Below are 26,605 nucleotides of genomic sequence, written 5' to 3' on the forward strand. Positions count from 1 at the left end.
TGCGCGGCCTTTTGGCGCGTTCGTCGCCAGAACCCATATTTCATTCCTACACCGGGAGGTGCCCAGATGAGTGAGCAAGACCTGCAAGATAGCCAACCCACCCCTCCGTCCGGCGAAAAGCTGCAGAAAGTGCTGGCGCGTATCGGCGTTGGCTCGCGGCGTGACGTCGAGGCCTGGATCAGCCAGGGCCGCATCAAGGTCAATGGCGTCGAGGCCACCCTTGGCCAGCGCGTCGACCTGCACGATGCCATCGCCGTGGACGGCAAGCTGATCAAGCGCGAAGAGGCCGCCGAGGCCACCCGCCGGGTGATCATGTACAACAAGCCCGATGGCGAGATCTGTACCCGTGACGACCCGGAAGGTCGCCCCACCGTATTCGATCGCCTGCCACGACCGAAGGAAGGCCGCTGGATCAACATCGGTCGCCTCGACATCAACACCACCGGCCTGCTGCTGTTCACCACTGATGGTGAACTGGCCAATCGCCTGATGCACCCATCCTACGAGATGGACCGTGAGTACGCGGTTCGTGTGCGCGGCGAAGTCGATGACGAGATGATCGAGCGCCTGAAGGCTGGCGTGATGCTGGAAGACGGCCCGGCCAAGTTCACCGACATCCAGAAGGCGCCCGGGGGCGAAGGCTTCAACCACTGGTACCACTGCGTGGTGATGGAAGGCCGTAACCGCGAGGTGCGTCGCTTGTGGGAGTCCCAGGGCATGGTGGTCAGCCGCCTGAAGCGTGTGCGTTTCGGCCCGGTGTTCCTCAATTCCGACCTGCCGATGGGCCGCTGGCGTGAAATGACCCAGGGCGAAATCGACATCCTCGCCGCTGAAGTGGGCCTGCAGCCGGTAGCGCTGCCGGCCATGAAACTCAAGGCCAAGGACAAGCTGGAGCGCCTGCAGCGCAAGTCGACCCGCCCGTTGGGCCGTGGCGAGCGCGTGCGCAGCCTGCGCCCGGCCCACGAAGCTGGCGCTGGCGACGAACGCCCGGCGCGCCAGCCGCGTGAAGAGGCCCCGCGCAAGGGCGGCCGTGGCAGCACGGTTGCCGAGCGTCCGAGCGAGATGCGCAAGCGTCCGGGCAAGCCTGAAGCTGAAAAGCCGGCAGGTCGTGGTCGCGGCAAACCGCGTGGCTGATCGGCCTTCGTGGTGACGAGAAACCAGCCTTCGGGCTGGTTTTTTCATGCCTGTGGAATTTTGGGGCTGCTGCGATGGGCCGCAAAGCGGCCACAAGACATTGAACAAAAAGAATTTTTCGGACGACTGGCAAGTTCTCGAACCGGCTTGTAAAAAAATCTATACAGGTCCGGCCGAATTCAGCCCTGATTTCGGATTTTCCACGGCCCTGTAAACAATGCTTGCCGTCGCCACCATGCCCGAGCCTTCCCCCTGGCCCTGGCCACCCTTGCCCAAACCCCCGCCCCACGGTGTTATAGCCACCATTGCCGTGTGCAAAAGCCTGTCCACAGAGCCAGGCTGACAAAACAACAAATGGAGGCGCCATGTACGCCGATCACTCCGCCTTTGAAGGCCTACACCACAGGATCGCTGCGTTTTTTCCCAAGGAAACGATGCAGTGCGTTGACGCCTGCGCGTTTGCAGGGGTATACAGTGCGCCGCGTTTTACCTGTGACTCCTTTGCGTACCGCGCACTCCTGATCACCCCTGGTTGACCCGCTCCGGCGGCTGCAGCGTTCAGGAAACCCAAGGTAACCACCTTGCCCATTCCGCTGCGCCACGAGCGCGGTGGGTCCGATTCCGTCACAGATAAAAACAATGCAGGTGACTTCGTTCATGAGTGGACAAAACATGCATTCAGGCGAGCTCAAGCGGGGCCTGAAGAACCGCCACATCCAGCTGATTGCCCTGGGTGGTGCGATCGGTACCGGGCTGTTCCTCGGCTCGGCGGGGGTAATGAAATCCGCCGGCCCGTCGATGATCCTCGGCTACGCCATCTGCGGCTTCATCGCCTTCATGATCATGCGCCAGCTCGGTGAGATGATTGTCGAAGAGCCGGTGGCCGGCTCGTTCAGTCATTTCGCCCACACCTACTGGGGCGGTTTCGCCGGCTTCCTGTCGGGCTGGAACTGCTGGGTGCTGTACATCCTGGTGGGGATGTCGGAGCTTTCGGCGGTCGGCAAATATGTCCACTACTGGTGGCCGGAGATCCCCACCTGGGTTACGGCGGCGGCGTTCTTCGTGCTGATCAACGCCATCAACCTGATGAACGTGAAGTTCTTCGGTGAAGCCGAGTTCTGGTTCGCCATCATCAAGGTGGTAGCCATCGTCAGCATGATCGGCCTGGGTGCCTACCTGCTGACCAGTGGCAGCGGCGGCCCTGAGGCGACCGTGGCCAACCTGTGGTCGCATGGTGGCTTCTTCCCGAACGGTGTCAGCGGGCTGGTGATGGCCCTGGCATTCATCATGTTCTCCTTCGGTGGCCTGGAAATGCTCGGCTTTACCGCTGCCGAGGCCGACAAACCGAAGACCGTGATTCCCAAGGCGATCAACCAGGTCATCTACCGCATCCTGATCTTCTATGTGGGCGCCCTGGTGGTACTGCTGTCGCTGACCCCGTGGGACAACCTGGTGGCCAGCATCGCGGCCTCGGGTGGCAGCTATGGCAGCAGCCCGTTCGTGCAGGTGTTCTCGCTGCTGGGCAGTGACGTGGCGGCGCACCTGCTGAACTTCGTGGTCCTGACGGCGGCATTGTCGGTGTACAACAGCGGTACCTACTGCAACGCACGCATGCTGCTGGGCATGGCCGAGCAGGGCGATGCCCCGGCATCGCTGGCCAAGGTCGACAAGCGTGGCGTACCTGTGCGTTCGATCCTGGCATCGGCTGTGGTGACCTTCGTTGCCGTGCTGCTCAACTACCTGATGCCGCAGAACGCCCTGGAGCTGCTGATGTCGCTGGTAGTGGCCACCCTGGTGATCAACTGGGCGATGATCAGCTACTCGCACCTGAAGTTCCGCCAGCACCTCGACCGCACTGGCCAGAAGCCGCTGTTCAAGGCCTTGTGGTACCCCTATGGCAACTACCTCTGCCTGGCGTTCGTGGCGCTGATCCTGGGCATCATGCTGATGATCCCGGATATCCGCGTGTCGGTGTATGCGATCCCGGTCTGGCTGTTTGCGATGTTCGTGATCTACATGGTCAAGCCGCGTCGCAGGATGAATAACGGTGTAGCTGCTACCGGCATGGCCAAGTAAGGCGCCATGCAGTAGCCGAGAACCCGAAGCCAGGCGACTGGCTTCGGGTTTTTTCTTGCCTGTGCCGACGATAGGGCCGCGACAGAAGTCAGATCTGCTCCAGCAACCAACCTCTGAATGCCCGCAGCGATGGCAACGCCTCGTTCCTCGGCGGGTAGATCAGGTAATAACTGCGCTGGCTGGCAAACGCCTCGCCGGGGCTGTACAGCTCGCCCTTGGCCAGCTCCTCTTCCACCAGGATGCGTGGCACCAGGCCGATGCCGATACCGGCCCGTACCGCCTGGATCAGGTGCGAGGTCAGTTCGAAGCTCGGCCCCAGGCGCATCGCCCGGTGCGCCAGGCCATGGTGCGAGAACCACTCGCCCCAGGCATGCGGGTTGTTGGCCACGTTCAGCAGCACCTCTTCACTGATCCGGGCCGGGCTCCAGCCCTGGCTAGCCACGCCAGCTTCCGGCGGCAGGATCACCACCAGTTGCTCGGCATGCAGGCGATGGCAGATCAAACCCGGCAAGTCGTGGCTGGCCACGCCGATGGCGGCGTCGATCTCGCTGGTGTCGAAATTGATGGCTTCGATGCGTGAATGAATATGCACCAGCATGCCCGGGTGGGCGCTGTAGAACGCGTGCAGCCGCGGCAGCAGCCACTTCGAGCCGAAGGTGGGCAGGGTGGCCAGGCGCAAGGTGCCTACCCCTGACTGGTAGGCCAATGCCTGCAGGGTGGCACTGCGGATGCGCCCCAGGGCCTCGCTGAGCTCGCGCTGGTACAGGCGGCCGACATCGGTGAGTTGCACCTGGCGTCCCTCGCGGCGGAACAGGGTCAGCCCCAGTTGCTGTTCCAGTGCCTGGACCTGGCGGCTGACTGCACTTTGGGTTAGCGACAGTTCGACGGCGGCGCGGGTATAGCTTTCATGTCGGGCGGCAGCCTCGAAGGCCAGCAGCAGCGACATGGATGGGGTCAGGTGGCGGTAATTCATTCATGAAAGTCATCGATAGCGGCAGGATTATCCGTTTGCCCCTGAAGCGAAACTACAGGAACATTGGGCTATACGTCATCTCCGCATGCCCGCAATCATGCCGGGACGACAGGAATCCCGTGAATTTGCCTATATCAAGAGGCCATCCTTCGATGATCGCCCAGCTGCCGACCGTCTCCCCGAGCGCCAACTATCCCGAATTTCTCGAAGCCCTGCGCAACAGTGGCTTCCGTGGCCAGATCAGTGCCGACTACGCGACCCGCACGGTGCTGGCCACCGACAACTCGATCTACCAGCGCCTGCCGCAGGCTGCGGTGTTCCCGCTGGACGCCGACGACGTGGTGCGGGTCGCCACGCTGATGGGCGAGCCGCGCTTCCGGCAGGTCAAGCTGACCCCGCGTGGCGGTGGTACCGGCACCAACGGCCAGTCGCTGACCGACGGTATCGTGGTCGACCTGTCGCGGCACATGAACAAGATCCTCGAAATCAACGTCGAGGAGCGCTGGGTGCGGGTGCAGGCGGGTACGGTAAAGGACCAGCTCAACGCCGCGCTGAAAGCGCATGGCCTGTTCTTCGCTCCCGAGTTGTCCACCTCCAACCGCGCCACTGTCGGCGGCATGATCAATACCGATGCCAGCGGCCAAGGCAGCTGCACCTATGGCAAGACCCGCGACCATGTCCTGGAGCTGCACAGCGTGTTGCTCGGTGGCGAGCGCCTGCACAGCCTGCCGATCGACGCTGCCGCACTGGAACAGGCCTGTGCTGCGCCCGGTCGGGTCGGCGAGGTGTACCGCATGGCGCGGGAAATCCAGGAAACCCAGGCTGACCTGATCGAAACCACCTTCCCCAAGCTCAACCGATGCCTGACCGGCTACGACCTGGCGCACCTGCGCGACGAACAGGGCCGCTTCAACCTCAACAGCGTGCTGTGCGGTGCCGAAGGTTCGTTGGGCTACGTGGTCGAAGCCAAGCTCAATGTGCTGCCGATCCCCAAGTACGCTGTGCTGGTCAACGTACGCTACAGCAGCTTCATGGATGCCCTGCGCGACGCCAACGCACTGATGGCGCACAAGCCGCTGTCGATCGAGACGGTCGATTCCAAGGTGCTGATGCTGGCGATGAAGGACATCGTCTGGCACAGCGTTGCCGAATACTTCCCGGCCGACCCCGAGCGCCCGACCCTGGGCATCAACCTGGTGGAGTTCTGCGGCGACGAGCCGGCCGAGGTCAATGCCAAAGTGCAGGCGTTCATCCAGCACCTGCAGAGCGACACCAGTGTCGAGCGCCTGGGCCACACCCTTGCCGAGGGCGCCGAGGCGGTGACCCGGGTCTATACCATGCGTAAACGTTCGGTGGGCCTGCTGGGCAACGTCGAGGGCGAAGTGCGGCCGCAACCGTTCGTTGAGGATACTGCGGTGCCGCCGGAACAGCTGGCCGGCTACATCGCTGACTTCCGCGCGCTGCTCGATGGCTACGGCCTGGCCTATGGCATGTTCGGCCACGTCGACGCCGGCGTGCTGCACGTGCGCCCGGCGCTGGACATGAAGGACCCAGCCCAGGCCGCGTTGGTCAAGCCGATCTCCGACGCGGTGGCAGCGCTGACCAGAAGCTACGGTGGCCTGTTGTGGGGTGAACACGGCAAAGGCCTGCGTTCGGAGTACGTGCCGGAGTATTTCGGTGAGCTGTACCCGGCCCTGCAGCGCCTGAAAGGCGCCTTCGACCCGCACAACCAGCTTAACCCCGGCAAGATCTGCACGCCCCTGGGCAGTGCCGAGGGCTTGACCCCGGTCGATGGCGTAACCCTGCGCGGCGACCTCGACCGTACCATCGACGAGCGTGTGTGGCAGGACTTCCCCAGCGCCGTGCACTGTAACGGCAACGGCGCCTGCTACAACTACGACCCCAACGACGCCATGTGCCCGTCGTGGAAGGCCACTCGTGAACGCCAGCATTCGCCCAAGGGCCGCGCCTCGCTGATGCGCGAGTGGCTGCGCCTGCAGGGTGAGGCGAACATCGATGTGCTGGCGGCGGCGCGTAACAAGGTGTCGTGGCTCAAGGGCCTGCCGGCGCGCCTGCGCAACAATCGTGCGCGCAGCCAGGGCCAGGAGGACTTCTCCCATGAGGTGTACGACGCCATGGCCGGCTGCCTGGCGTGCAAGTCGTGCGCCGGGCAGTGCCCGATCAAGGTCAATGTCCCGGACTTCCGTTCGCGTTTCCTCGAGCTGTACCACGGCCGCTACCAGCGTCCGCTGCGCGACTACCTGATCGGCTCGCTGGAGTTCACCATCCCGTACCTGGCCCACGCGCCAGGGCTGTACAACGCGGTGATGGGCTCGAAGTGGGTGAGCAGGCTGCTGGCCGACAAGGTCGGCATGGTCGACAGCCCGCTGATCAGCCGCTTCAACTTCCAGGCCACCCTGACCCGTTGCCGCGTCGGCATGGCCAGCGTGCCGGCCCTGCGTGAACTGACCCCGGCCCAGCGCGAGCGCAGCATCGTGTTGGTGCAGGACGCCTTTACCCGCTACTTCGAAACACCATTGCTGTCGGCCTTCATCGACCTGGCGCACCGCCTGGGCCATCGCGTGTTCCTGGCGCCGTACAGCGCCAACGGCAAGCCCCTGCATGTGCAGGGCTTCCTCGGGGCGTTTGCCAAGGCGGCGATCCGCAACGCCACCCAGCTCAAGGCCCTGGCCGACTGCGGCGTGCCGCTGGTGGGCCTGGACCCGGCGATGACCCTGGTGTACCGCCAGGAGTACCAGAAAGTCCCGGGCCTGGACGGCTGCCCGAAGGTGTTGTTGCCGCAGGAGTGGCTGATGGATGTGCTGCCGGAGCAGGTGCCAACCGCGGCGGGCAGTTTCCGCCTGATGGCACACTGCACCGAGAAGACCAACGTGCCGGCCAGCACCCGGCAGTGGGAGCAGGTGTTCGCCCGCCTGGGCCTGAAGCTGGTAACCGAAGCCACTGGCTGCTGCGGGATGTCCGGTACCTATGGGCACGAGGCGCGCAACCAGGAAACCTCGCGGACCATCTTCGAGCAGAGCTGGGCGACCAAGCTGGACAAGGAAGGCGAGCCACTGGCGACGGGTTATTCGTGCCGTAGCCAGGTCAAACGCATGACCGAGCGGCAGATGCGTCACCCGCTGGAGGTGGTGTTGCAGTACGCCCAGCGCTAGGTTTCAGGGCCTTGAGGGCTGCCTTGCAGCCCATCGTCGACGGGTATTGCACCGCCCATGAACGTTGGCCCAGCTGCGGCTGGCGCAGTGCGGGGTGATGCTCAGGTAGCCGATGAAGGTGAAGAGGACGATGGAGACGACTTGCAGGGTGAGCGCAAGAGGCGCGGTGAGACGGGCATGAGAGCCTGCGTGGGTTCTGGACGGTGTGAAAACGTGATGACGGGAGTAGCGGGCAGGTCAGCCGTTTTCACACAGTCGGGGATGCGCGGTTAGTCCTGGTCAGCGCTGGATTTATCGTCACCATCCTGTTCGACGGCAGTTGCCGGCTCGGCGTGAACGGTTACGGTTGGCTCTTCTGGGTTCAGGCTTGGGAAGGGAAGATTCGGGATTTCATGCATCTCGTCGTTCCTCGCAAGTGTGAGTGAAAAGTCTGCGCCAGGCGCGTTTGAAGCTTCGCAAAGCTGGGGCAGGATACACAAGTCTGGATGACAGTTTGGTTTTTTTGCCGGTCGCTGGTCGGTTTTGCGGGCGAACAGCGGACATTTGTTGGCCAACGAAAAGGGGCCTCTGTGGCAGCGGTTTTACCCGCTGCCACAGAGGCCCCTTTTCTTCACGGGTTACTTGCGGCCTTCAGCCGTCTGCGCAACCTTGTCAGTGCGTGCGCACATGATGAAGTCATTGCGGTGCAGGCCCTTGATCGAGTGGCTCCACCAGGTCACGGTGACCTTGCCCCACTCGGTCAGCAGGCCCGGGTGGTGGCCTTCGGCTTCGGCGATTTCGCCCACGGCATTGGTGAACGCCAGGGCGTGCTTGAAGTTCTTGAACAGGAAGACGCGCTCCAGCTCCATGTGGCCATCGCGTACTTCGATGTTCCAGTCCGGGATCTCGCGAATCAGCTCGGCCAGCTCCTCGTCAGTGACTTTCGGGGCGTCGGCACGGCAGGCTTCGCAATGGGCTTGGTTCAAGGCATTCATGTGGTGTTTTCCGGTTCGAGTTGTTATCGGCAAGGTCGCTCAGGCAGCGACCTTGGGTGGAAACTTCGGTGCGTGCAGGCCCAGTTGCATGGCTTCATGAACCATGCCCATGATGTCTTCGTGGGCCAGGTCGAACAGGCGTTTCATGTTCGGCAGCACGAAATACAGCGGCTGCAGGATGTCGATGCGATACGGGGTGCGCATGGCTTCGATCGGGTCGAAGGCCTGGTGCTCCGGCTCGGCAGACAGACTGTAGACGGTTTCTTTCGGCGACGAGAGGATGCCGCCGCCATAGATCTTGCGGCCTTGAGCGGTTTCGATGAGGCCGAATTCGATGGTCATCCAGTACAGGCGCGCCAGGTATACGCGCTGTTCCTTGGTCGCCGCCAGGCCGAGCTTGCCGTAGGTATGGGTGAACTCGGCGAACCAGGGGTTGGTCAGCAGTGGGCAATGGCCGAAGATCTCGTGGAAGATATCGGGCTCTTGCAGGTAGTCCAGCTCCTCCGGGGTACGGATGAAGGTGGCCACCGGGAAGCGCTTGCTGGCGAGCAATTCAAAGAAGGTCTGGAAGGGGATCAGTGCCGGCACCCGGGCAACCTGCCAGCCCGTGGTGGCGCCCAGCACCTTGTTGATCTCGCCCAGTTGCGGAATCCGGTCGTGCGGCAGCTTGAGCTGGTCGATGCCGTCCAGGTATTCCTGGCATGCGCGGCCTTCGATCACTTTCAGCTGGCGGGTGATCAGGGTGTTCCATACCGCATGCTCTTGCTGCGGGTAGTCGATAAAACCGTGCGCATCGGGCTCGCGTGCCACGTATTGCGTCTGTTTCATGTGGCTCTCCTGGTGAGGGCTTTTCTTGTTATGTGCAGGACATGCCTAAGGAATATCCCTTCACCGGCTGCTTTGCACGGGGGTGAGAAGCGGGCGGGATGGGCTTTTGGCGGGGCTTTCGTAACGAATATTTTACAAAGCGCGGCAGGTGTCGGAAAATCCGAGGCATCTGGCTGATGCTTTGGCGGTTTTTGTCAGCTTATCTTTACGACTTTTCTGCGGCGCGTTTAAAAACATCGTCGCTTCGAGAGCCCTCATGCGTATCAAAGTGCATTGCCAGAACCGTATTGGCATCCTGCGCGACATCCTCAACCTGCTGGTGCAGTACGGCATCAACGTGCTGCGCGGCGAGGTGGGGGGGGACCATGGCAACGCCATCTACCTGCATTGCCCGAACCTGATCAATTTGCAGTTCCAGGCGCTGCGGCCCAAGTTCGAGGCCATCGCCGGGGTGTTCGGCGTCAAGCGCGTGGGGTTGATGCCCAGCGAGCGCCGCCATATGGAGCTGAATGCGCTGCTGGGGGCGCTGGACTTCCCGGTGCTGTCGATCGACATGGGTGGCAGCATCGTCGCCGCCAACCGCGCGGCAGCCCAGTTGCTGGGGGTACGCGTGGACGAGGTGCCGGGCATGCCGCTGGCGCGCTATGTGGAAGACTTCGACCTGCCGGAGCTGGTACGCGCCAACAAGTCGCGCATCAACGGCCTGCGCATCAAGGTCAAGGGTGACGTGTTCCTGGCCGATATCGCGCCGCTGCAGTCCGAGCATGACGACAGCGAGGCGCTGGCCGGTGCAGTGCTGACCCTGCACCGCGCCGACCGTATCGGCGAGCGTATCTACAATGTGCGCAAGCAGGAGTTGCGCGGTTTCGACAGCATCTTCCAGAGCTCACGGGTCATGGCTGCCGTGGTCCGCGAGGCGCGGCGCATGGCGCCACTGGATGCGCCCTTGCTGATCGAGGGGGAGACGGGCACCGGCAAGGAGTTGCTCGCACGTGCCTGCCACTTGGCCAGCCCGCGCGGCCAGTCGCCGCTGATGGCGCTGAACTGCGCCGGCTTGCCCGAGTCGATGGCCGAGACCGAGTTGTTCGGTTACGGCCCTGGCGCCTTCGAAGGTGCGCGGGCCGAGGGCAAGCTGGGGCTGCTGGAGCTGACCGCCGGGGGCACGCTGTTCCTTGACGGGGTAGGGGAAATGAGCCCGCGCCTGCAGGTGAAGTTGCTGCGCTTTCTGCAGGACGGCTGCTTCCGCCGCGTAGGCAGCGATGAAGAGGTGTACCTGGACGTGCGGGTGATCTGCGCGACCCAGGTGGATTTGTCCGAATTGTGCGCCCGTGGCGAGTTTCGCCAGGACCTGTATCACCGGCTCAATGTGTTGTCACTGCACATTCCGCCCTTGCGCGAATGCATGGACGGCCTGGAAGGGCTGGTGCAGCACTTTCTCGACCAGGCCAGCCGGCAGATCGGTTGTGCCATGCCGCGCCTGGCGCCGGCGGCGATGGACAAACTTGCCCAGTACCATTGGCCGGGCAATGTAAGGCAACTGGAAAACGTTTTGTTCCAGGCGGTTTCGTTGTGCGATGGCGGCGTGGTCAAGAGCGAACATATTCGCTTGCCGGATTATGGCGCGCGGCAACCGCTGGGTGAGTTCTCGCTGGACGGGGATCTTTCACAGATCGTCGGGCGCTTCGAGAAAGCGGTGCTGGAAAGTTTGATGGGAGAGTTTCCGAGCAGTCGGGCTTTAGGTAAGAGATTGGGTGTTTCGCATACCACGATTGCCAATAAGTTGCGGGAGTACTCGTTGGGCAAGTCAGTAGATTAATTAGCCGTTAGTTAATAACCCGTTAATCAGGTGGTGGCTGATTGCGGGTTTACCCGCGAAAGGGGCCCGCAGGGCCCCTGATTCAAAAGGTCTCAGCCGTTGGAGCAGCCGTTCCCCATCACGCGGTATTCGAGAATGTGCTTCTGGCCCTTGGAGTCTTCATAGGTCATGCGGGCTGGCACGACTTCGCATACATTGGGCACTTCGCTCATGGAAATGACGCGGGCAATGTCCAGGTGCTGCGCATAGTTGTACTGTTCAACCGGAATCTGCTCGGCATCTTTGGCTTCGCCGGCCATTGCCGCGCCGCAAAGACTGCCAAGTACCAATACCAGTAACGCTTTCATTTTCTATTTACCTGTCTAAGGTCGTGAGGGGGCGCGCGGCGCTTATGGCACCGCGTGTATTGCTGGTTTAACTATCGGGGTAAGACGGGGATTAACGCTTGCCTTCGTGGGGGCTGTTACCAGTTGTTAATCGCCTTGCCGTTGCTGGCGAGATGAATTTTAGGGTTGTGGCCGAGGCCGAAACAGTGGGGCTTTTGATAAAGTGTTTTGACAGAATCTGTAACAATCGCCTGGAAAGCGCTCCAGTTTTTTCTTCGCCCTGGCGCTAAGGTGCATGCTAGAGCGCCTGTTCTGAACGGGCGTGCCAAATTACTACCAACGTCGAATGGCTTTTGTTGCTCTGGTACAGTTACAAACGGTTCCATACAAAAACAACTATTACACCGAGGTAACACAGATGAGTGCGGCTCCACTGTATCCCGTTCGTCCCGAGGTTGCGGCCACCACCCTGACCGACGAGGCCACCTACAAGGCCATGTACCAGCAGTCGGTGATCAACCCGGATGGCTTCTGGCGCGAGCAGGCCCAGCGTATCGACTGGATCAAGCCGTTCACCAAGGTCAAGCAGACCTCCTTCGACGACCACCATGTCGATATCAAATGGTTCGCCGACGGCACTCTGAACGTTTCCTCCAACTGCCTGGACCGCCACCTCGAAGAGCGCGGCGACCAGTTGGCCATCATCTGGGAAGGCGACGATCCTTCCGAGCACCGCAACATCACCTACCGCGAACTGCACGAGCAGGTCTGCAAGTTTGCCAACGCCCTGCGTGGCCAGGATGTGCACCGCGGTGACGTGGTCACCATCTATATGCCGATGATCCCCGAGGCCGTGGTCGCCATGCTGGCCTGTGCCCGTATCGGTGCGATCCACTCGGTGGTGTTCGGTGGCTTCTCCCCTGAAGCGCTGGCCGGGCGGATCATCGACTGCAAGTCCAAGGTGGTCATCACCGCCGACGAAGGCGTGCGCGGCGGTCGCCGTACTCCGCTCAAGGCCAATGTCGACCTGGCACTGACCAACCCGGAAACCAACAGCGTGCAGAAGATCATCGTGTGCAAGCGCACCGGTGGCGACATTGCCTGGCACCAGCACCGGGACATCTGGTACGAAGACCTGATGAAAGTGGCTTCCAGCCACTGCGCACCGAAGGAAATGGGCGCCGAGGAAGCGCTGTTCATCCTTTACACCTCTGGCTCCACCGGCAAGCCAAAGGGTGTGCTGCACACCACCGGTGGCTACCTGGTGTATGCCGCGCTGACCCATGAGCGCGTGTTCGACTACCGCCCCGGCGAGGTGTACTGGTGCACCGCCGACGTCGGCTGGGTCACCGGCCACAGCTACATCGTCTACGGCCCGCTGGCCAACGGTGCCACCACGCTGCTGTTCGAGGGGGTGCCGAACTACCCGGACATCACCCGCGTGTCGAAGATCATCGACAAGCACAAGGTCAACATCCTGTACACCGCGCCAACCGCCATCCGCGCAATGATGGCCGAAGGCGAGGCCGCAGTGGCCGGGGCCGATGGCTCCAGCCTGCGCCTGCTGGGCTCGGTGGGTGAACCGATCAACCCCGAAGCCTGGAACTGGTACTACAAGGCCGTGGGCAAGGAACGTTGCCCGATCGTCGATACCTGGTGGCAGACCGAAACCGGCGGCATCCTGATCAGCCCGCTGCCAGGTGCCACAGGCCTCAAGCCGGGTTCGGCAACCCGTCCGTTCTTCGGTGTGGTGCCGGCACTGGTCGACAACCTGGGCAACCTGATCGAAGGTGCCGCCGAAGGCAACCTGGTCATCCTCGATTCCTGGCCGGGGCAGTCGCGTTCGCTGTATGGCGACCATGACCGGTTCGTCGACACCTATTTCAAGACCTTCCGTGGCATGTACTTCACCGGCGACGGCGCGCGCCGCGACGAGGATGGCTACTACTGGATCACCGGCCGTGTGGATGACGTGCTCAACGTGTCCGGTCACCGCATGGGTACTGCCGAGATCGAAAGCGCGATGGTGGCGCATTCGAAAGTTGCCGAGGCGGCGGTGGTGGGCGTGCCGCATGACATCAAGGGGCAGGGCATCTATGTGTATGTCACCCTCAATGCCGGCATCGAGCCCAGCGAGCAGTTGCGCCTGGAGCTGAAGAACTGGGTGCGCAAGGAAATCGGCCCGATCGCCTCGCCGGATGTGATCCAGTGGGCACCGGGGCTGCCGAAGACCCGTTCGGGCAAGATCATGCGCCGCATCCTGCGCAAGATCGCCACTGGCGAGTACGGCGCGCTGGGTGATATCTCGACCTTGGCCGACCCGGGGGTGGTGCAGCACCTGATCGATACCCACAAGGCGATGAGCCTGGCTTCGGCCTGATAGCTGCTGGGATCGGAAAGTCCGAATGCTCGCGCGATCCCTGTAGGAGCGGGTTCGCCCGCGAGGCAGCCACCCGGTTGGATGGTGCCGGCGTTGCCGGTGTTCGCGGCTGAAGCCGTTCCTGCAGGCAGAGCGTGCGCAGGCAACAGAAAACCCCGCCCGGGCAACCGGCGGGGTTTTTGCTTTACTGTTACCCGACATTCATCGGTAACTGATCTGTCACCGATCGTGCACGGCATCGGGGCGCCAGGAAACAAATCCGATCCGTTTCGGTGCATTTCGCCGGCAATTTTTCCGACGCAGCACACTACACTTGCCGTAATACAAGGGTTTGCCAATAATAGGCCCGGGAATTGCTAGGTCTATAGGTTCTATTTCTTGCGCTTTTGCATATTTTGCACTGGCTGTCAACATCGCCCGCAGCGGTTTCAGGCGCTTCTGTAAGTAGTTGTCGCTTTGAAGAAATATCGACTACCGGGCTGTCGCTAGAATGCCACTCACACGCTCGTGGTCTGCGACCTTGGTCGATACCCTGCGCGGCTCGCGTTGTACCCATTCGCATATCGGGCAGCCGTTACCTGCCTTGTATTGCCCCGTACCGATGGAGTTACCTGATGAAGAAGCTCGCACTGCTTGGCGCCCTGGCGCTGTCCGTGTTTTCCCTGGTATCGCAGGCCGATGAAAAACCGTTGAAAATCGGCATCGAGGCCGCCTACCCACCCTTTGCCTTCAAGCAGCCTGATGGCAGTATCGCCGGTTTCGATTACGACATCGGCAATGCGCTGTGCGAAGAGATGAAAGCCAAGTGCACCTGGGTCGAGCAGGAATTCGACGGCCTGATCCCGGCGCTGAAAGTGCGCAAGATCGACGCCATCCTGTCGTCCATGTCGATCACCGAAGACCGCAAGAAATCGGTCGACTTCACCAAGCGCTACTACCTGACCCCGGCACGCCTGGTGATGAAGGAAGGTACCACCGTCAGCGATAGCCTGGATGAGCTCAAGGGCAAGAAGATCGGCGTGCAGCGCGGTTCGATCCACGACCGCTTCGCCAAGGAAGTACTGGGCGCCAAGGGTGCCACCGTGGTGCCTTACGGCACCCAGAACGAAATCTACCTGGACGTGGCGGCTGGTCGCCTCGATGGCACCGTGGCCGACGCCACCCTGCTGGAAGATGGCTTCCTCAAGACCGACGCCGGCAAGGGCTTTGCCTTCGTAGGGCCGTCCTTCACCGACGCCAAGTACTTCGGCGATGGCATCGGCATTGCCGTGCGCAAAGGTGACAAGGCCAACGTCGACCGCATCAACGCGGCCATCGACGCCATTCGTGCCAATGGCAAGTACAAAGAAATCGAGAAGAAGTACTTCAACTTCGATATCTACGGTCCAGACTCGAACTAAGACGTCGGGTTTCACCTGTGCAATGGTGCAAACAGCAGAGGCTCTGAGGTTTGCACCATTTTTCATTCTCTAGGTCGAGGACCTCATCATGTTGAAAGGCTACGGGGCAGTCATCCTCGACGGGGCGTGGCTGACGCTGCAGCTCGCCTTGTCGTCGATGGCCCTGGCCATCGTGCTCGGCCTGATCGGTGTGGCGCTGCGCTTGTCGCCGGTGCGCTGGCTGGCCTGGCTGGGCGATCTCTACTCCACGGTGATCCGTGGCATTCCGGACCTGGTCCTGATCCTGCTGATCTTCTACGGCGGGCAAGACATCATCAACCGGGTGGCGCCGCTGCTCGGCTACGAAGACTACATCGACCTGAACCCGTTGATCGCAGGTATCGGTACCCTGGGCTTCATCTTTGGTGCGTACCTGTCGGAAACCTTCCGTGGCGCATTCCTGGGCATTCCCAAGGGGCAGGCCGAAGCGGGCGTGGCCTATGGCATGAGCAATCGCCAGGTGTTCTTCCGTATCCAGGTGCCACAGATGATTCGCCTGGCGATCCCGGGTTTCACCAACAACTGGCTGGTGCTGACCAAGGCCACCGCGCTGATCTCGGTGGTCGGCCTGCAGGACATGATGTTCAAGGCCAAGCAGGCGGCCGATGCCACCCGCGAGCCTTTCACCTTCTTCCTTGCGGTGGCGGCCCTGTACCTGGTGCTGACCAGTGTCTCGCTGCTGGCCCTGAAGTATCTCGAACGCCGCTACTCGGTGGGCGTCAAGGTGGCTGAACTATGATCTTCGACTACAACGTCGTCTGGGAGGCATTGCCGATGTACTTCGGCGGCCTGCTGACCACGCTCAAGCTATTGGCCATTTCGCTGTTCTTCGGCCTGCTGGCGGCCATTCCGCTGGGCCTGATGCGGGTCTCCAGGCAGCCGGCAGTCAACCTGGTTGCCTGGCTCTATACCTATGTGATCCGCGGCACGCCGATGCTGGTGCAGCTGTTCCTGATCTACTACGGCCTGGCGCAGTTCGAGGCGGTGCGCGAAAGCGTTCTGTGGCCGCTGCTGTCCAGCGCCACCTTCTGTGCCTGCCTGGCGTTCGGCATCAACACCAGCGCCTACACCGCTGAAATCATCGCCGGCAGCCTAAAGGCCACGCCGCATGGCGAAATCGAGGCGGCCAAGGCCGTGGGGATGTCGCGCATGAAGATGTACCGGCGCATCCTGCTGCCGTCGGCCCTGCGCCGGGCGCTGCCGCAGTACAGCAACGAAGTGATCATGATGCTGCAGACTACCAGCCTGGCGTCGATCGTCACCCTGATCGACATCACTGGTGCTGCGCGCACGGTCAATGCCCAGTACTACCTGCCTTTCGAGGCTTATATCACGGCGGGCGTGTTCTATCTGTGCCTGACCTTCATCCTGGTGCGCCTGTTCAAGATGGCCGAACGCCGCTGGCTCGGCTACCTGGCGCCGCGCAAGCACTGACCGCTTTGTGAGAATCGACAGCATGTACAAACTCGAAGTCCAAGACCTGCACAAGCGCTACGGCAGCCATGAGGTGCTCAAGGGCGTGTCCCTGTCGGCCAAGGCCGGCGATGTCATCAGCATCATTGGCTCCAGCGGTTCGGGCAAGTCGACCTTCCTGCGCTGCATCAACCTGCTGGAGCAGCCACACGCTGGCAAGATCCTGCTCAACAATGAAGAACTCAAGCTGGTCCCCGGCAAGGACGGTGCACTCAAGGCCGCCGACCCGCGTCAGTTGCAGCGCATGCGCTCGCGCCTGTCGATGGTGTTCCAGCACTTCAACCTGTGGTCGCACATGACTGCGCTGGAGAACATCATCGAAGCGCCGGTGCATGTGCTGGGGGTGAGCCGCAAGGAAGCCCTGGAAAAGGCCGAGCACTACCTGGCCAAGGTCGGTGTCGCGCACCGCAAGGACGCGTTCCCCGGGCACATGTCCGGTGGCGAGCAGCAGCGGGTGGCCATTGCCCGGGCGCTGGCCATGGAGCCTGAGGTCATGCTGTTCGATGAGCCGACCTCGGCGCTGGACCCGGAGCTGGTGGGTGATGTGCTCAAGGTCATGCAGGCCCTGGCCCAGGAAGGCCGGACCATGGTGGTGGTAACCCACGAAATGGGCTTTGCTCGCGAAGTCTCCAACCAGCTGGTGTTCCTGCACAAGGGCCTGGTGGAGGAGACCGGCTGCCCTCGCCAGGTACTGGCCAACCCGCAGTCGGAGCGTCTCAAGCAGTTCCTCTCCGGCAGCCTGAAGTAAAAGCTGCCTATTTGCACCATAATAGGGCATGCTGCGCCGCGAGCGCAGCCTGACCCGGCGCACAGACTCGAACGATCTCAGGTTTCGGACCGCACCCTATGACCACCCAGCGAATCGGTTTTCTCATCTGGCCCAATGCCAGGCCCTTGACCCTGGCGCTGGCCGAGGAAGTGTTGCAGGTGGCGCAGCGAGTGCATCCGGAGGTGGTCTACGAGCTGCAGTTCCTGCAGGCGGAGCCGGCACAGGAGGGCAGTTGGCGCCTGCCGGGCGAGCCGTGGAATGGCCGTCTGGACGGTTTTCACAAGCTGTTCCTGGTGGCTGACGAGCAGCCGTCGGCGGTGGGCGCGGCCCTGGTGGCGGCGCTCAAGCAGCTGGCGCGCAGTGGCTGCATGATCGGCGGCCTGTCGGCTGGGGTCTACCCCCTGGCGATGCTGGGCTTGCTCGATGGTTACCGGGCGGCGGTGCATTGGCGTTGGCAGGATGATTTTGCCGAGCGCTTCCCCAAGGTCATCGCCACCAGCCACCTGTTCGACTGGGATCGTGATCGCCTGACCGCCTGTGGTGGCATGGCGGTTACCGACCTGCTGCTGGCGGTGCTGGCGCGTGATCATGGTGCCGAGTTGGCCGGGGCGGTGTCGGAGGAACTGGTGGTCGAGCGCATTCGCGAGGGCGGCGAACGCCAGCGTATTCCGTTGCAGAATCGCCTGGGCTCCAGCCATCCCAAGCTGACCCAGGCGGTGTTGCTGATGGAAGCCAATATCGAGGAGCCGCTGACCACCGACGAAATTGCCCAGCATGTGTGCGTGTCGCGCCGGCAACTGGAGCGCATCTTCAAGCAGTATCTCAACCGCGTGCCGAGCCAGTACTACCTGGAGCTGCGGCTGAACAAGGCGCGGCAGATGCTGATGCAGACCAGCAAGTCGATCATCCAGATCGGCCTGTCCTGCGGCTTTTCCTCGGGGCCACATTTTTCCAGTGCCTACCGCAACTTCTTTGGCGCAACGCCACGCGAAGACCGTAACCAGCGGCGCAACAGCAGCCCGTTCGAGTTGAGTTCGGCGCCGGCCGAGAAGGGCTGAGGTTTCGGTGGGGGCGGGGTGCATGCCTTGGGAGTGATGGTGGGGCGGAAATCGAGCGCCGCCCGCGCGGCGCATCGCGGATGAATCCGCTCCCACATTTGTTGCAACGTGGCCATGCCTGTCAGGCCATGGTTGCCAGCCGGTTTGCAAGGTTCAAGACATGCGCCAAGGCAGGCGACCATGGCGTAACAGGTTCGGCACGTTGCAACAAATGTGGGAGCGGATTCATCCGCGATGCGCCGCGCGGGCGGCGCTCGATTTCCGCCACGGCACAACCACAACGCCTTGCGCCCGCGGCCTCGCCGAATTGCCTGTGAACACCCGTTCACCCAGCCCCCTCTCTGCCGTACACTGCGCGATTGCGACAGTGTTTGTCGCATTGCCGAAAGCCTTGTGCAAACAGGGTTTTGCGCTGTAACAAGTTGTCGCTTGGCCGCAAGGACAGGCGCGGATCAGTCCTTACAATCCCCCCATCGCTCGCCACTTCCAGGCCAGCGTTCCTCATCAGGAGACTCAGATGTCCGTTGAGCAAGCCCCGGTGCAACGTGCCGATTTCGACCAGGTCATGGTCCCCAACTATTCCCCGGCGGCCTTCATTCCTGTACGAGGCGAGGGTTCCCGTGTCTGGGACCAGTCGGGTCGCGAGCTGATCGACTTTGCCGGTGGCATCGCGGTCAACGCCCTGGGCCACTGCCACCCGGCACTGGTCAAGGCCCTGACCGAGCAGGCCAATACCCTCTGGCACGTATCCAACGTCTTCACCAACGAGCCGGCCCTGCGCCTGGCCCACAAGCTGGTGGATGCCACGTTTGCCGACCGAGCGTTCTTCTGCAACTCCGGCGCCGAGGCCAACGAGGCCGCGTTCAAGCTGGCCCGGCGCGTTGCCCATGACCGCTTCGGCCCGGAAAAGCACGAAATCATTTCCACCGTGAACAGCTTCCACGGCCGTACCCTGTTTACCGTCAGCGTCGGTGGCCAGCCGAAGTATTCCGACGGCTTCGGCCCGAAGATCACCGGTATCAGCCATGTGCCATACAACGACCTGGAAGCGCTGAAGGCACAGATTTCCGACAAGACCTGCGCCGTGGTGATCGAGCCGATCCAGGGCGAGAGCGGCGTGGTACCGGCCGACAAGGCCTACCTGGAGGGCGCGCGCAAACTGTGTGACGAGCACAACGCCCTGCTGATCTTCGACGAAGTGCAGACTGGCGTGGGCCGTACCGGTTCGCTGTATGCCTACCAGCACTACGGTGTGACCCCGGATATCCTGACCAGCGCCAAGAGCCTGGGCGGCGGCTTCCCGATCGGCGCCATGCTGACCACCACCGAGCTGGCCAAGCACCTGGTCGTTGGCACCCACGGCACCACCTATGGCGGCAACCCGCTGGGTTGCGCCGTGGCCTGCGCGGTGCTGGACGTGGTCAACACCCCGGAAACCCTGGCTGGCATCAAGGCCAAGCACGAGCGTTTCAAGGTGCGCCTGGAGCAGATCGGCCAGAAGTACCAGCTGTTCACCCAGGTGCGTGGCGTTGGCCTGCTGCTGGGCTGCGTGCTGGCCGATGCCTGGAAAGGCAAGGCCAAGGACGTGCTCAACGCCGCCGAGAAAGAAGGCGTGATGGTGCTGCAGGCTGGCCCGGATGTGGTCCGCTTTGCACCAAGCCTGGTGGTTGAAGACACCGATATCGATGAAGGCCTGGATCGCTTCGAGCGCGCCGTGGCCACCTTGACCCAGGCCTGAACGGCCTGAGGTCCCTTCGCCGGCTCCAGCGCTGCCTGGGCCGGGCCGGCGATACCCGATTCCCGTGCAGGTGCCGGTGCACCTGCCGTTTTTTCGTGCCGCCATGAGCGGCCCGTATTCCAAAGGAGTGACACCATGCTGGTGATGCGCCCTGCGCAAATGGCTGATCTGAACGAAGTGCAGCGCATGGCTGCAGACAGCCCCATTGGTGTCACCTCGCTGCCGGACGACGCTGCTCGCCTGGGCGACAAGATCGCCGCTTCCGAGACTTCCTTCGCCGCCGAGGTCAGCTTCAACGGAGAGGAGAGCTACTTCTTCGTCCTCGAAGACAGTGAAACCGGCAAGCTGGCCGGCTGCTCGGCGATCGTCGCTTCGGCCGGCTACTCCGAGCCGTTCTACAGCTTTCGTAACGAAACCTTCGTGCACGCCTCGCGCGAGCTGAAGATCCACAACAAGATCCACGTGCTGTCGCTGTGCCACGACCTCACCGGCAACAGCCTGCTGACCAGCTTCTATGTACTGCCGGAGCTGGTGAACAGCGGTTGGGCCGAACTCAATTCGCGTGGTCGCCTGTTGTTCATGGCTTCGCACCCGGAGCGTTTCGCCGATTCGGTGGTGACCGAGATCGTCGGCTACAGCGACGAGCAGGGTGAATCGCCGTTCTGGGATGCCATCGGGCGCAATTTCTTCGACCTCAACTACGCCGATGCCGAGCGCCTGTGCGGCCTGAAGAGCCGTACCTTCCTCGCCGAGCTGATGCCGCACTACCCGATCTACGTGCCGCTGCTGCCTGACCTGGCGCAGGAGGCGATGGGCCAGGTGCATCCGCGGGCGCAGATCACCTTCGACATCCTCATGCGCGAAGGCTTCGAAACCGAGCACTACATCGACATCTTCGATGGTGGCCCGACCTTGCATGCGCGTACTTCGGGCATCCGCTCGATCGCCCAGAGCCGGGTGGTGCCGGTGAAGCTCGAGGACGCCCCGGTCAAGGGCGGGCGCCCGTACCTGGTGTGCAATGGCCAGTTGCAGGACTACCGCGCAGTGCTGCTGGACCTGGACTGGGTGCCCGGCAAGCCGGTCAGCCTGAGCCTGGCCGCGGCCGATGCGCTGGGGGTGGGCGAAGGTGCCAGCGTGCGCCTGGTCGCGGTCTGAGGTCTGGCAACAGACGTTTGCGGATTGATGCGTTAGCAGAGTTTCGCGCCGGCCGCCGCCGTCGCACAAGGAGATAGCATGATCGTTCGTCCTGTACGCAGCAGCGATTTGCCTGCGTTGATCGAATTGGCACGCAGCACCGGGACCACCGGGCTGACCACGCTGCCGGCCAACGAAGAGCGCCTGGGGCATCGCGTTGGCTGGGCGGAAAAAAGCTTCCGTGGCGAAGCCGAGCGCGCCGACACCGACTACCTGTTCGTGCTGGAAAACGACGAAGGCCTGGTGGTGGGCATCAGTGCCATTGCCGGTGCCGTCGGCTTGCGCGAGCCCTGGTACAACTACCGCGTCGGGCTGACTGTCAGCGCCTCGCAGGAGCTGAAGATCTATCGCGAAATCCCCACTCTGTTCCTGGCCAACGACCTGACCGGCAACTCCGAGCTGTGTTCGCTGTTCCTGCGCAGCGACTACCGCTCGGGCCTCAATGGCCGCCTGTTGTCGCGGGCGCGCATGCTGTTCATGGCCGAGTTCCCCGAGCTGTTCGGCAAGAAAATCATCGCCGAAATGCGCGGCATGTCCGATGAGCAGGGCCGTTCACCGTTCTGGGAAAGCCTGGGCCGGCACTTCTTCAAGATGGAGTTCAGCCAGGCCGACTACCTTACCGGTGTGGGCAACAAGTCGTTCATCGCCGAGCTGATGCCCAAGTTCCCGCTGTACACCTGCTTCCTGTCCGAGGCAGCACGCAACGTGATCGGCCGCGTGCACAAGGACACCGAGCCGGCGCTGGCCATGCTCAAGCAGGAAGGTTTCAACTACCAGGGCTACGTCGACATTTTCGACGCCGGCCCTGCCATCGAGTGTGACACCGACAAGATCCGCGCCGTACGCGAAAGCCAGACCCTGGTACTGGCCGTAGGTACACCGGGCGATGACGCCACTCCTTACATCATTCACAACCGCAAGCGCGACGACTGCCGCATCACGGCCGCGCCTGCGCGGCTGGCCGCCGGTACCCTGGTGGTCGACCCCCTGACGGCCAAGCGCCTGCGCATGGGGGCCGGCGACAACGTGCGCGCGGTGCCGCTGTCGGCGAGCCGGGAGGCCAAATAAATGACCACGCATTACATCGCAGGCAACTGGCAGGCCGGCCAGGGCGAAACCCTGCAGTCGCTCAACCCGGTAACGCAATCCGTCGTCTGGCAAGGGCAGGGGGCTGATGCCAGCCAGGTAGACGCCGCCGTGCAGGCCGCCCGCCAGGCTTTCCCGGCCTGGGCGCAACTGAGCCTGGAAGCGCGCATCGACGTGCTGGAAAAGTTTGCCGAGCAGCTCAAGACCCATGCCGAAGCGCTGGCCCAGTGCATCGGCGAGGAAACCGGCAAGCCCCTGTGGGAGTCGGCAACCGAAGTCACCAGCATGATCAACAAGGTGGCGATCTCGGTGCAAAGCTACCGCGAGCGCACCGGCGAGAAGAGCGGCCCGCTGGCCGATGCCACGGCCGTGCTACGGCACAAGCCCCACGGCGTGGTGGCGGTGTTCGGCCCGTACAACTTCCCTGGTCACCTGCCCAACGGCCATATCGTGCCAGCCTTGTTGGCGGGTAATTGCGTGGTTTTCAAGCCCAGCGAGCTGACCCCCAAGGTCGCCGAGCTGACCGTCAACTGCTGGATTGCCGCCGGCCTGCCGGCGGGTGTGCTGAACCTGGTGCAGGGCGCGCGTGAGACTGGCGTGGCGCTGGCCGCCAACCCCGGTATCGACGGCCTGTTCTTCACCGGCTCCAGCCGTACCGGCAACCTGCTGCACCAGCAGTTCGCAGGCCGCCCGGACAAGATCCTGGCGCTGGAGATGGGGGGCAACAACCCGCTGGTGGTGGACGAGGTCAAGGACCTCGACGCTGCGGTATACACCATCATCCAGTCGGCATTCATTTCCGCTGGCCAGCGCTGCACCTGCGCCCGTCGCCTGCTGGTGCCGCAAGGCACCTGGGGCGATGCGCTGATCGCCCGTCTGGTCGAGGTGTGCAAGACCATCACGGTGGGTGCGTTCGATGCGCAACCGGCACCATTCATGGGCTCGGTGATTTCGCTGCAGGCGGCGCGGGCGCTGCTGGCGGCCCAGGCCGAGCTGGTTGCCAACGGCGCCGTGAAGCTGCTGGAAATGACCCAGCCGCAGGCCGATGCCGCGCTGCTGACCCCGGGCATCCTCGATGTCAGTGCCGTCAGCGAGCGGCCGGACGAAGAATTCTTCGGCCCGCTGCTGCAGGTGGTTCGCTACGCCGATTTCGATGCCGCCATCGAAGAGGCCAACAATACCCAGTACGGCCTGGCTGCCGGTTTGCTGTCCGACTCCCGCGCCCGCTACCAGTACTTCTGGCTGCGCAGCCGTGCCGGCATCGTCAACTGGAACAAACAGCTGACCGGCGCCGCCAGCAGCGCGCCGTTCGGTGGTGTCGGCGCCAGTGGCAACCACCGCGCCAGCGCCTATTACGCCGCTGACTACTGCGCTTACCCCGTGGCTTCGCTGGAGACCGCCAGCCTTGCCTTGCCGGCGACCCTGACGCCGGGCATCACCCTATAACAACAGGTCACGGAGCCTAGCCGATGAAATCCTATGAAGTGAATTTTGATGGCCTGGTGGGGCCTACCCACAACTATGGCGGCCTGTCCTACGGTAACGTGGCTTCGCAGAGCAACAGCCAGCAAGGCTCCAACCCGCGCGAAGCTGCGCGCCAGGGTCTGGCGAAGATGAAAGCGCTGGCCGACATGGGCTTCAAGCAGGGCGTACTGGCACCGCAGGAGCGCCCGGACGTGGCCGCGCTGCGTCGCCTGGGCTTCAGCGGCAGCGATGCCGAAGTGATCCAGCGTGCTGCCAGGGAGGCCATGCCGTTGCTGGTGGCCAGTTGCTCGGCCTCGAGCATGTGGGTGGCCAACGCCGCCACGGTCAGCCCGAGCGCCGACACGGCCGATGGTCGCGTGCACTTCACCGCCGCCAACCTCAACTGCAAGTACCACCGCAGCATCGAGCACCCGACCACCAGCCGCGTGCTCGGGGCCATGTTCAGCGATGCACAGTATTTTGCCCACCATGCGGCGCTGCCCGCCGTGGCCCAGTTCGGTGACGAGGGGGCGGCCAACCACACGCGCTTCTGCCGTAGCTACGGCGAGGCTGGCGTGGAGTTCTTCGTGTATGGCCGCAGTGCGTTCGACAGCCGCTACCCGGCGCCGCAGAAATACCCGGCCCGGCAAACCCTGGAGGCCTCGCAGGCAGTGGCCAGGCTGCATGGCCTGAGCGACGATGGCGTGGTCTACGCTCAGCAGAACCCGGCCGTGATCGACCAGGGCGTGTTCCACAACGATGTGATTTCGGTGGGTAACGGCGAAGTGCTGTTCTACCACGAGGACGCTTTCCTCCAGACCGACACGGTACTTGGCCAGCTGCGAGCTAAACTGGCCAGCAAGGGTGGCAACTTCCAGGCCATCTGCGTGCCACGCGCAGCGGTCACGGTAGAGGACGCTGTGCGTTCCTACCTGTTCAACAGCCAGCTGCTCAGCCGCGAGGACGGGTCCATGCTGCTGGTGGTGCCGGAAGAGTGCCGCAACAACGAGCGGGTCTGGGCCTACCTTGGCCAGCTGACCAGCCAGGGCGGCCCGGTGAAGGAGGTCAAGGTGTTCGACCTCAAGCAGAGCATGCAGAACGGCGGTGGCCCGGCTTGCCTGCGGTTGCGCGTGGCGTTGAAGGAAACCGAACTGGCAGCGGTCAACCAAGGCGTTATCATGACCGCCCCGCTGTACGACACCCTGGTGCAGTGGGTCGACAAGCATTACCGCGACCGCCTTGGCGAAGCGGACCTGGCCGACCCGCAGCTGTTGCTGGAATGCCGTACGGCGCTGGATGAGTTGACCCAGATCCTGAAGTTGGGCTCGGTGTATCCGTTCCAACGCCAACCTTGAAGAGAGACTTTGCAATGACCGACGCCCTGCGCCTGATCCTCGAAGATGAAGACGGCACCCAGCTGGAGACCTCCTGCACCCGCTTTGCCGTGGTCTGGCAAGGCAAGGAAGTGTGGATTCAGCAAGATGGCCGTGGCCAGCTGCTGATCGGCGTGGATGTCGAGGAAGACGACACCGAGTATGCCAACCTGTTGCTGCGGCCGATGGCCACCAACCTGGTCAGCCTGCAACTGGAAATGGAGCCGGCGGAGCTTGCCGAAGACGACGATCACGTCCATGGCCCCGACTGCGGCCACCACCACTAAGGAAGTCCCTATGCTCGCCCTTGGCAAATTGCTTGAGCTGACCCTCACCGATCACGAACCGGCCGAGAAGACCCAAGTGACGCCCAAGGGTGTGCGTTTGCGCTGGCTAGGAGAGGGCGCACTCGAAGTGCGTCCGGCCGAAAGCGACGATTGCGGGCTCGACTTGCTGTTGTCCGCCGGTATCCACGGCAACGAAACGGCGCCGATCGAGTTGCTCGAGCGCCTGCTGCATGGCGTGGCCAATGGCAAGGTCATACCCAGGGCGCGGGTACTGTTCCTGTTCGGTAACCCTGCGGCGATCCGCAAGGGGGAGCGCTTCATCGAGCAGGACATCAACCGCCTGTTCAACGGTCGCCACGAGTTGTCCAGTGGCTTCGAGGCTTTGCGTGCTGCCGAGCTGGAACAGTTCGCCCGGGTGTTTTTCAGCAAGCCTGGGCGCAACCGCCTGCATTACGACCTGCATACGGCAATTCGCGGCTCGAAGATCGAGCAGTTCGCCTTGTATCCCTATAAAGAGGGGCGCAAGCATTCCCGTCGCGAGCTGGCACGCCTGGCGGCAGCGGGCATGCAGGCAGTGCTGCTGCAGAGCAAGTCGTCCATTACCTTCAGTGCTTTCACCTATGAGCAACTGGAAGCCGAAGCCTTTACCCTGGAGTTGGGCAAGGCCCGCCCGTTCGGCCAGAATGAACTGGTCAACCTCGACAGGCTGGAAGAGCGCCTGATCCAAATCATCGAGAACACCGAGCCGGAAGGTGAAGGTTCGCTGGATGGCTTGCAGCTGTTCAGCGTTTCCCGCGAGATCATCAAGCACAGCGACAGCTTCCACCTGCACCTGCCGGCGGATATCGAGAACTTCTCCGAGCTGAGCAAGGGCTACCTGCTGGCCGAGGATCTTGCCGAGACACGCTGGGTGGTAGAGGAGGAGGGTGCGCGCATCATCTTCCCCAATCCCAAGGTCAAGAACGGCTTGCGCGCCGGGATCCTCATCGTTCCGGACTCGGGGCAGCGGCTGGGCTGAAGGGGGCAGGGCAAGTGGTGCGCGTT

At 62.8% G+C, this 26,605-nt stretch carries 21 protein-coding genes; 17 read left to right on the plus strand and 4 right to left on the minus strand.

Features of this window, described 5'->3' with window-relative positions:
- Window positions 1–66 precede the first annotated feature (66 nt).
- Both rluB and HU760_RS07710 read left to right on the plus strand, forming a co-directional pair.
- Complete coding sequence (rluB, locus tag HU760_RS07705) at window positions 67–1,134, plus strand: 23S rRNA pseudouridine(2605) synthase RluB (protein ID WP_186676370.1); 1,068 nt, start codon at window positions 67–69, stop codon at window positions 1,132–1,134.
- Between the two features lie 657 nt (window positions 1,135–1,791).
- Window positions 1,792–3,210 (plus strand): amino acid permease, encoded by a 1,419-nt coding sequence (locus tag HU760_RS07710; RefSeq protein ID WP_186676372.1) that lies wholly within the window; start codon window positions 1,792–1,794, stop codon window positions 3,208–3,210.
- An 88-nt stretch (window positions 3,211–3,298) separates the two neighbouring features.
- Here the strand turns inward: HU760_RS07710 and HU760_RS07715 are convergent, their stop codons facing one another.
- Window positions 3,299–4,183 (minus strand): LysR substrate-binding domain-containing protein, encoded by an 885-nt coding sequence (locus HU760_RS07715; protein WP_186676374.1) that lies wholly within the window; start codon window positions 4,181–4,183, stop codon window positions 3,299–3,301.
- Window positions 4,184–4,335: 152 nt separating this feature from the next.
- Here HU760_RS07715 and ydiJ point away from each other — a divergent pair, with 152 nt between their 5' ends.
- Complete coding sequence (gene ydiJ, locus HU760_RS07720; protein ID WP_186676376.1) at window positions 4,336–7,356, plus strand: D-2-hydroxyglutarate dehydrogenase YdiJ; 3,021 nt, start codon at window positions 4,336–4,338, stop codon at window positions 7,354–7,356.
- A gap of 617 nt (window positions 7,357–7,973) precedes the next feature.
- Here ydiJ and HU760_RS07725 read toward each other — a convergent pair.
- Entirely contained in the window at window positions 7,974–8,330 is a 357-nt protein-coding gene (locus HU760_RS07725) for a 4a-hydroxytetrahydrobiopterin dehydratase (protein ID WP_114168360.1), read from the minus strand.
- A gap of 39 nt (window positions 8,331–8,369) precedes the next feature.
- Window positions 8,370–9,158: a phenylalanine 4-monooxygenase gene (gene phhA, locus HU760_RS07730; RefSeq protein WP_186676378.1), complete on the minus strand. Its 789-nt coding sequence runs from the start codon at window positions 9,156–9,158 to the stop codon at window positions 8,370–8,372.
- A gap of 256 nt (window positions 9,159–9,414) precedes the next feature.
- On the opposite strand from phhA, the gene HU760_RS07735 reads away from it, so the two are divergent.
- Window positions 9,415–10,974, plus strand: coding sequence for a sigma-54-dependent transcriptional regulator (locus tag HU760_RS07735; RefSeq protein WP_186676381.1), 1,560 nt, complete (start codon window positions 9,415–9,417; stop codon window positions 10,972–10,974).
- A 92-nt stretch (window positions 10,975–11,066) separates the two neighbouring features.
- Here the strand turns inward: HU760_RS07735 and HU760_RS07740 are convergent, their stop codons facing one another.
- Window positions 11,067–11,321, minus strand: coding sequence for a DUF2790 domain-containing protein (locus HU760_RS07740; RefSeq protein ID WP_186676382.1), 255 nt, complete (start codon window positions 11,319–11,321; stop codon window positions 11,067–11,069).
- Between the two features lie 397 nt (window positions 11,322–11,718).
- On the opposite strand from HU760_RS07740, the gene acs reads away from it, so the two are divergent.
- The 13 genes from acs to astE all read left to right on the plus strand — a co-directional run bounded on the left by acs (window position 11,719) and on the right by astE (window position 26,579).
- Window positions 11,719–13,680 carry an acetate--CoA ligase gene (gene acs, locus HU760_RS07745; RefSeq protein WP_186676385.1) on the plus strand — a complete coding sequence of 654 codons (1,962 nt, stop codon included), beginning with the start codon at window positions 11,719–11,721 and terminating at the stop codon, window positions 13,678–13,680.
- A gap of 614 nt (window positions 13,681–14,294) precedes the next feature.
- Window positions 14,295–15,080 (plus strand): ABC transporter substrate-binding protein, encoded by a 786-nt coding sequence (locus HU760_RS07750; RefSeq protein WP_019099125.1) that lies wholly within the window; start codon window positions 14,295–14,297, stop codon window positions 15,078–15,080.
- Window positions 15,081–15,168: 88 nt separating this feature from the next.
- Complete coding sequence (locus tag HU760_RS07755; RefSeq protein WP_012273568.1) at window positions 15,169–15,858, plus strand: ABC transporter permease; 690 nt, start codon at window positions 15,169–15,171, stop codon at window positions 15,856–15,858.
- Window positions 15,855–16,553, plus strand: a complete 699-nt coding sequence (locus HU760_RS07760) for an ABC transporter permease (protein ID WP_186676387.1) — start codon at window positions 15,855–15,857, stop codon at window positions 16,551–16,553. Before HU760_RS07755 ends, HU760_RS07760 begins: the two co-directional genes overlap by 4 nt.
- A gap of 22 nt (window positions 16,554–16,575) precedes the next feature.
- Window positions 16,576–17,340: an ABC transporter ATP-binding protein gene (locus HU760_RS07765; protein ID WP_170031224.1), complete on the plus strand. Its 765-nt coding sequence runs from the start codon at window positions 16,576–16,578 to the stop codon at window positions 17,338–17,340.
- Window positions 17,341–17,438: 98 nt separating this feature from the next.
- The gene (argR, locus tag HU760_RS07770) at window positions 17,439–18,419 is read left to right on the plus strand and encodes a transcriptional regulator ArgR (protein WP_186676389.1); all 981 of its coding nucleotides are present in this window, start codon (window positions 17,439–17,441) and stop codon (window positions 18,417–18,419) included.
- Between the two features lie 517 nt (window positions 18,420–18,936).
- Entirely contained in the window at window positions 18,937–20,157 is a 1,221-nt protein-coding gene (locus HU760_RS07775) for an aspartate aminotransferase family protein (RefSeq protein ID WP_186676391.1), read from the plus strand.
- A 135-nt stretch (window positions 20,158–20,292) separates the two neighbouring features.
- Complete coding sequence (gene aruF, locus HU760_RS07780) at window positions 20,293–21,312, plus strand: arginine/ornithine succinyltransferase subunit alpha (protein WP_186676393.1); 1,020 nt, start codon at window positions 20,293–20,295, stop codon at window positions 21,310–21,312.
- Window positions 21,313–21,390: 78 nt separating this feature from the next.
- Window positions 21,391–22,419, plus strand: a complete 1,029-nt coding sequence (gene astA / locus HU760_RS07785; RefSeq protein WP_063912885.1) for an arginine N-succinyltransferase — start codon at window positions 21,391–21,393, stop codon at window positions 22,417–22,419.
- Window positions 22,420–23,883 carry a succinylglutamate-semialdehyde dehydrogenase gene (gene astD / locus HU760_RS07790; RefSeq protein ID WP_186676396.1) on the plus strand — a complete coding sequence of 488 codons (1,464 nt, stop codon included), beginning with the start codon at window positions 22,420–22,422 and terminating at the stop codon, window positions 23,881–23,883.
- A 23-nt stretch (window positions 23,884–23,906) separates the two neighbouring features.
- Complete coding sequence (astB, locus tag HU760_RS07795; RefSeq protein ID WP_186676399.1) at window positions 23,907–25,256, plus strand: N-succinylarginine dihydrolase; 1,350 nt, start codon at window positions 23,907–23,909, stop codon at window positions 25,254–25,256.
- 14 nt (window positions 25,257–25,270) lie between these two features.
- On the plus strand, window positions 25,271–25,561 hold the full coding sequence (locus HU760_RS07800) for a topoisomerase II (RefSeq protein ID WP_186676402.1): 291 nt from the start codon (window positions 25,271–25,273) through the stop codon (window positions 25,559–25,561).
- Between the two features lie 10 nt (window positions 25,562–25,571).
- Complete coding sequence (gene astE / locus HU760_RS07805) at window positions 25,572–26,579, plus strand: succinylglutamate desuccinylase (RefSeq protein WP_186676405.1); 1,008 nt, start codon at window positions 25,572–25,574, stop codon at window positions 26,577–26,579.
- The last annotated feature ends 26 nt before the right edge of the window (window positions 26,580–26,605 follow it).

The organism is Pseudomonas oryzicola, from assembly GCF_014269185.2.
Lineage (GTDB): Bacteria > Pseudomonadota > Gammaproteobacteria > Pseudomonadales > Pseudomonadaceae > Aquipseudomonas > Aquipseudomonas oryzicola.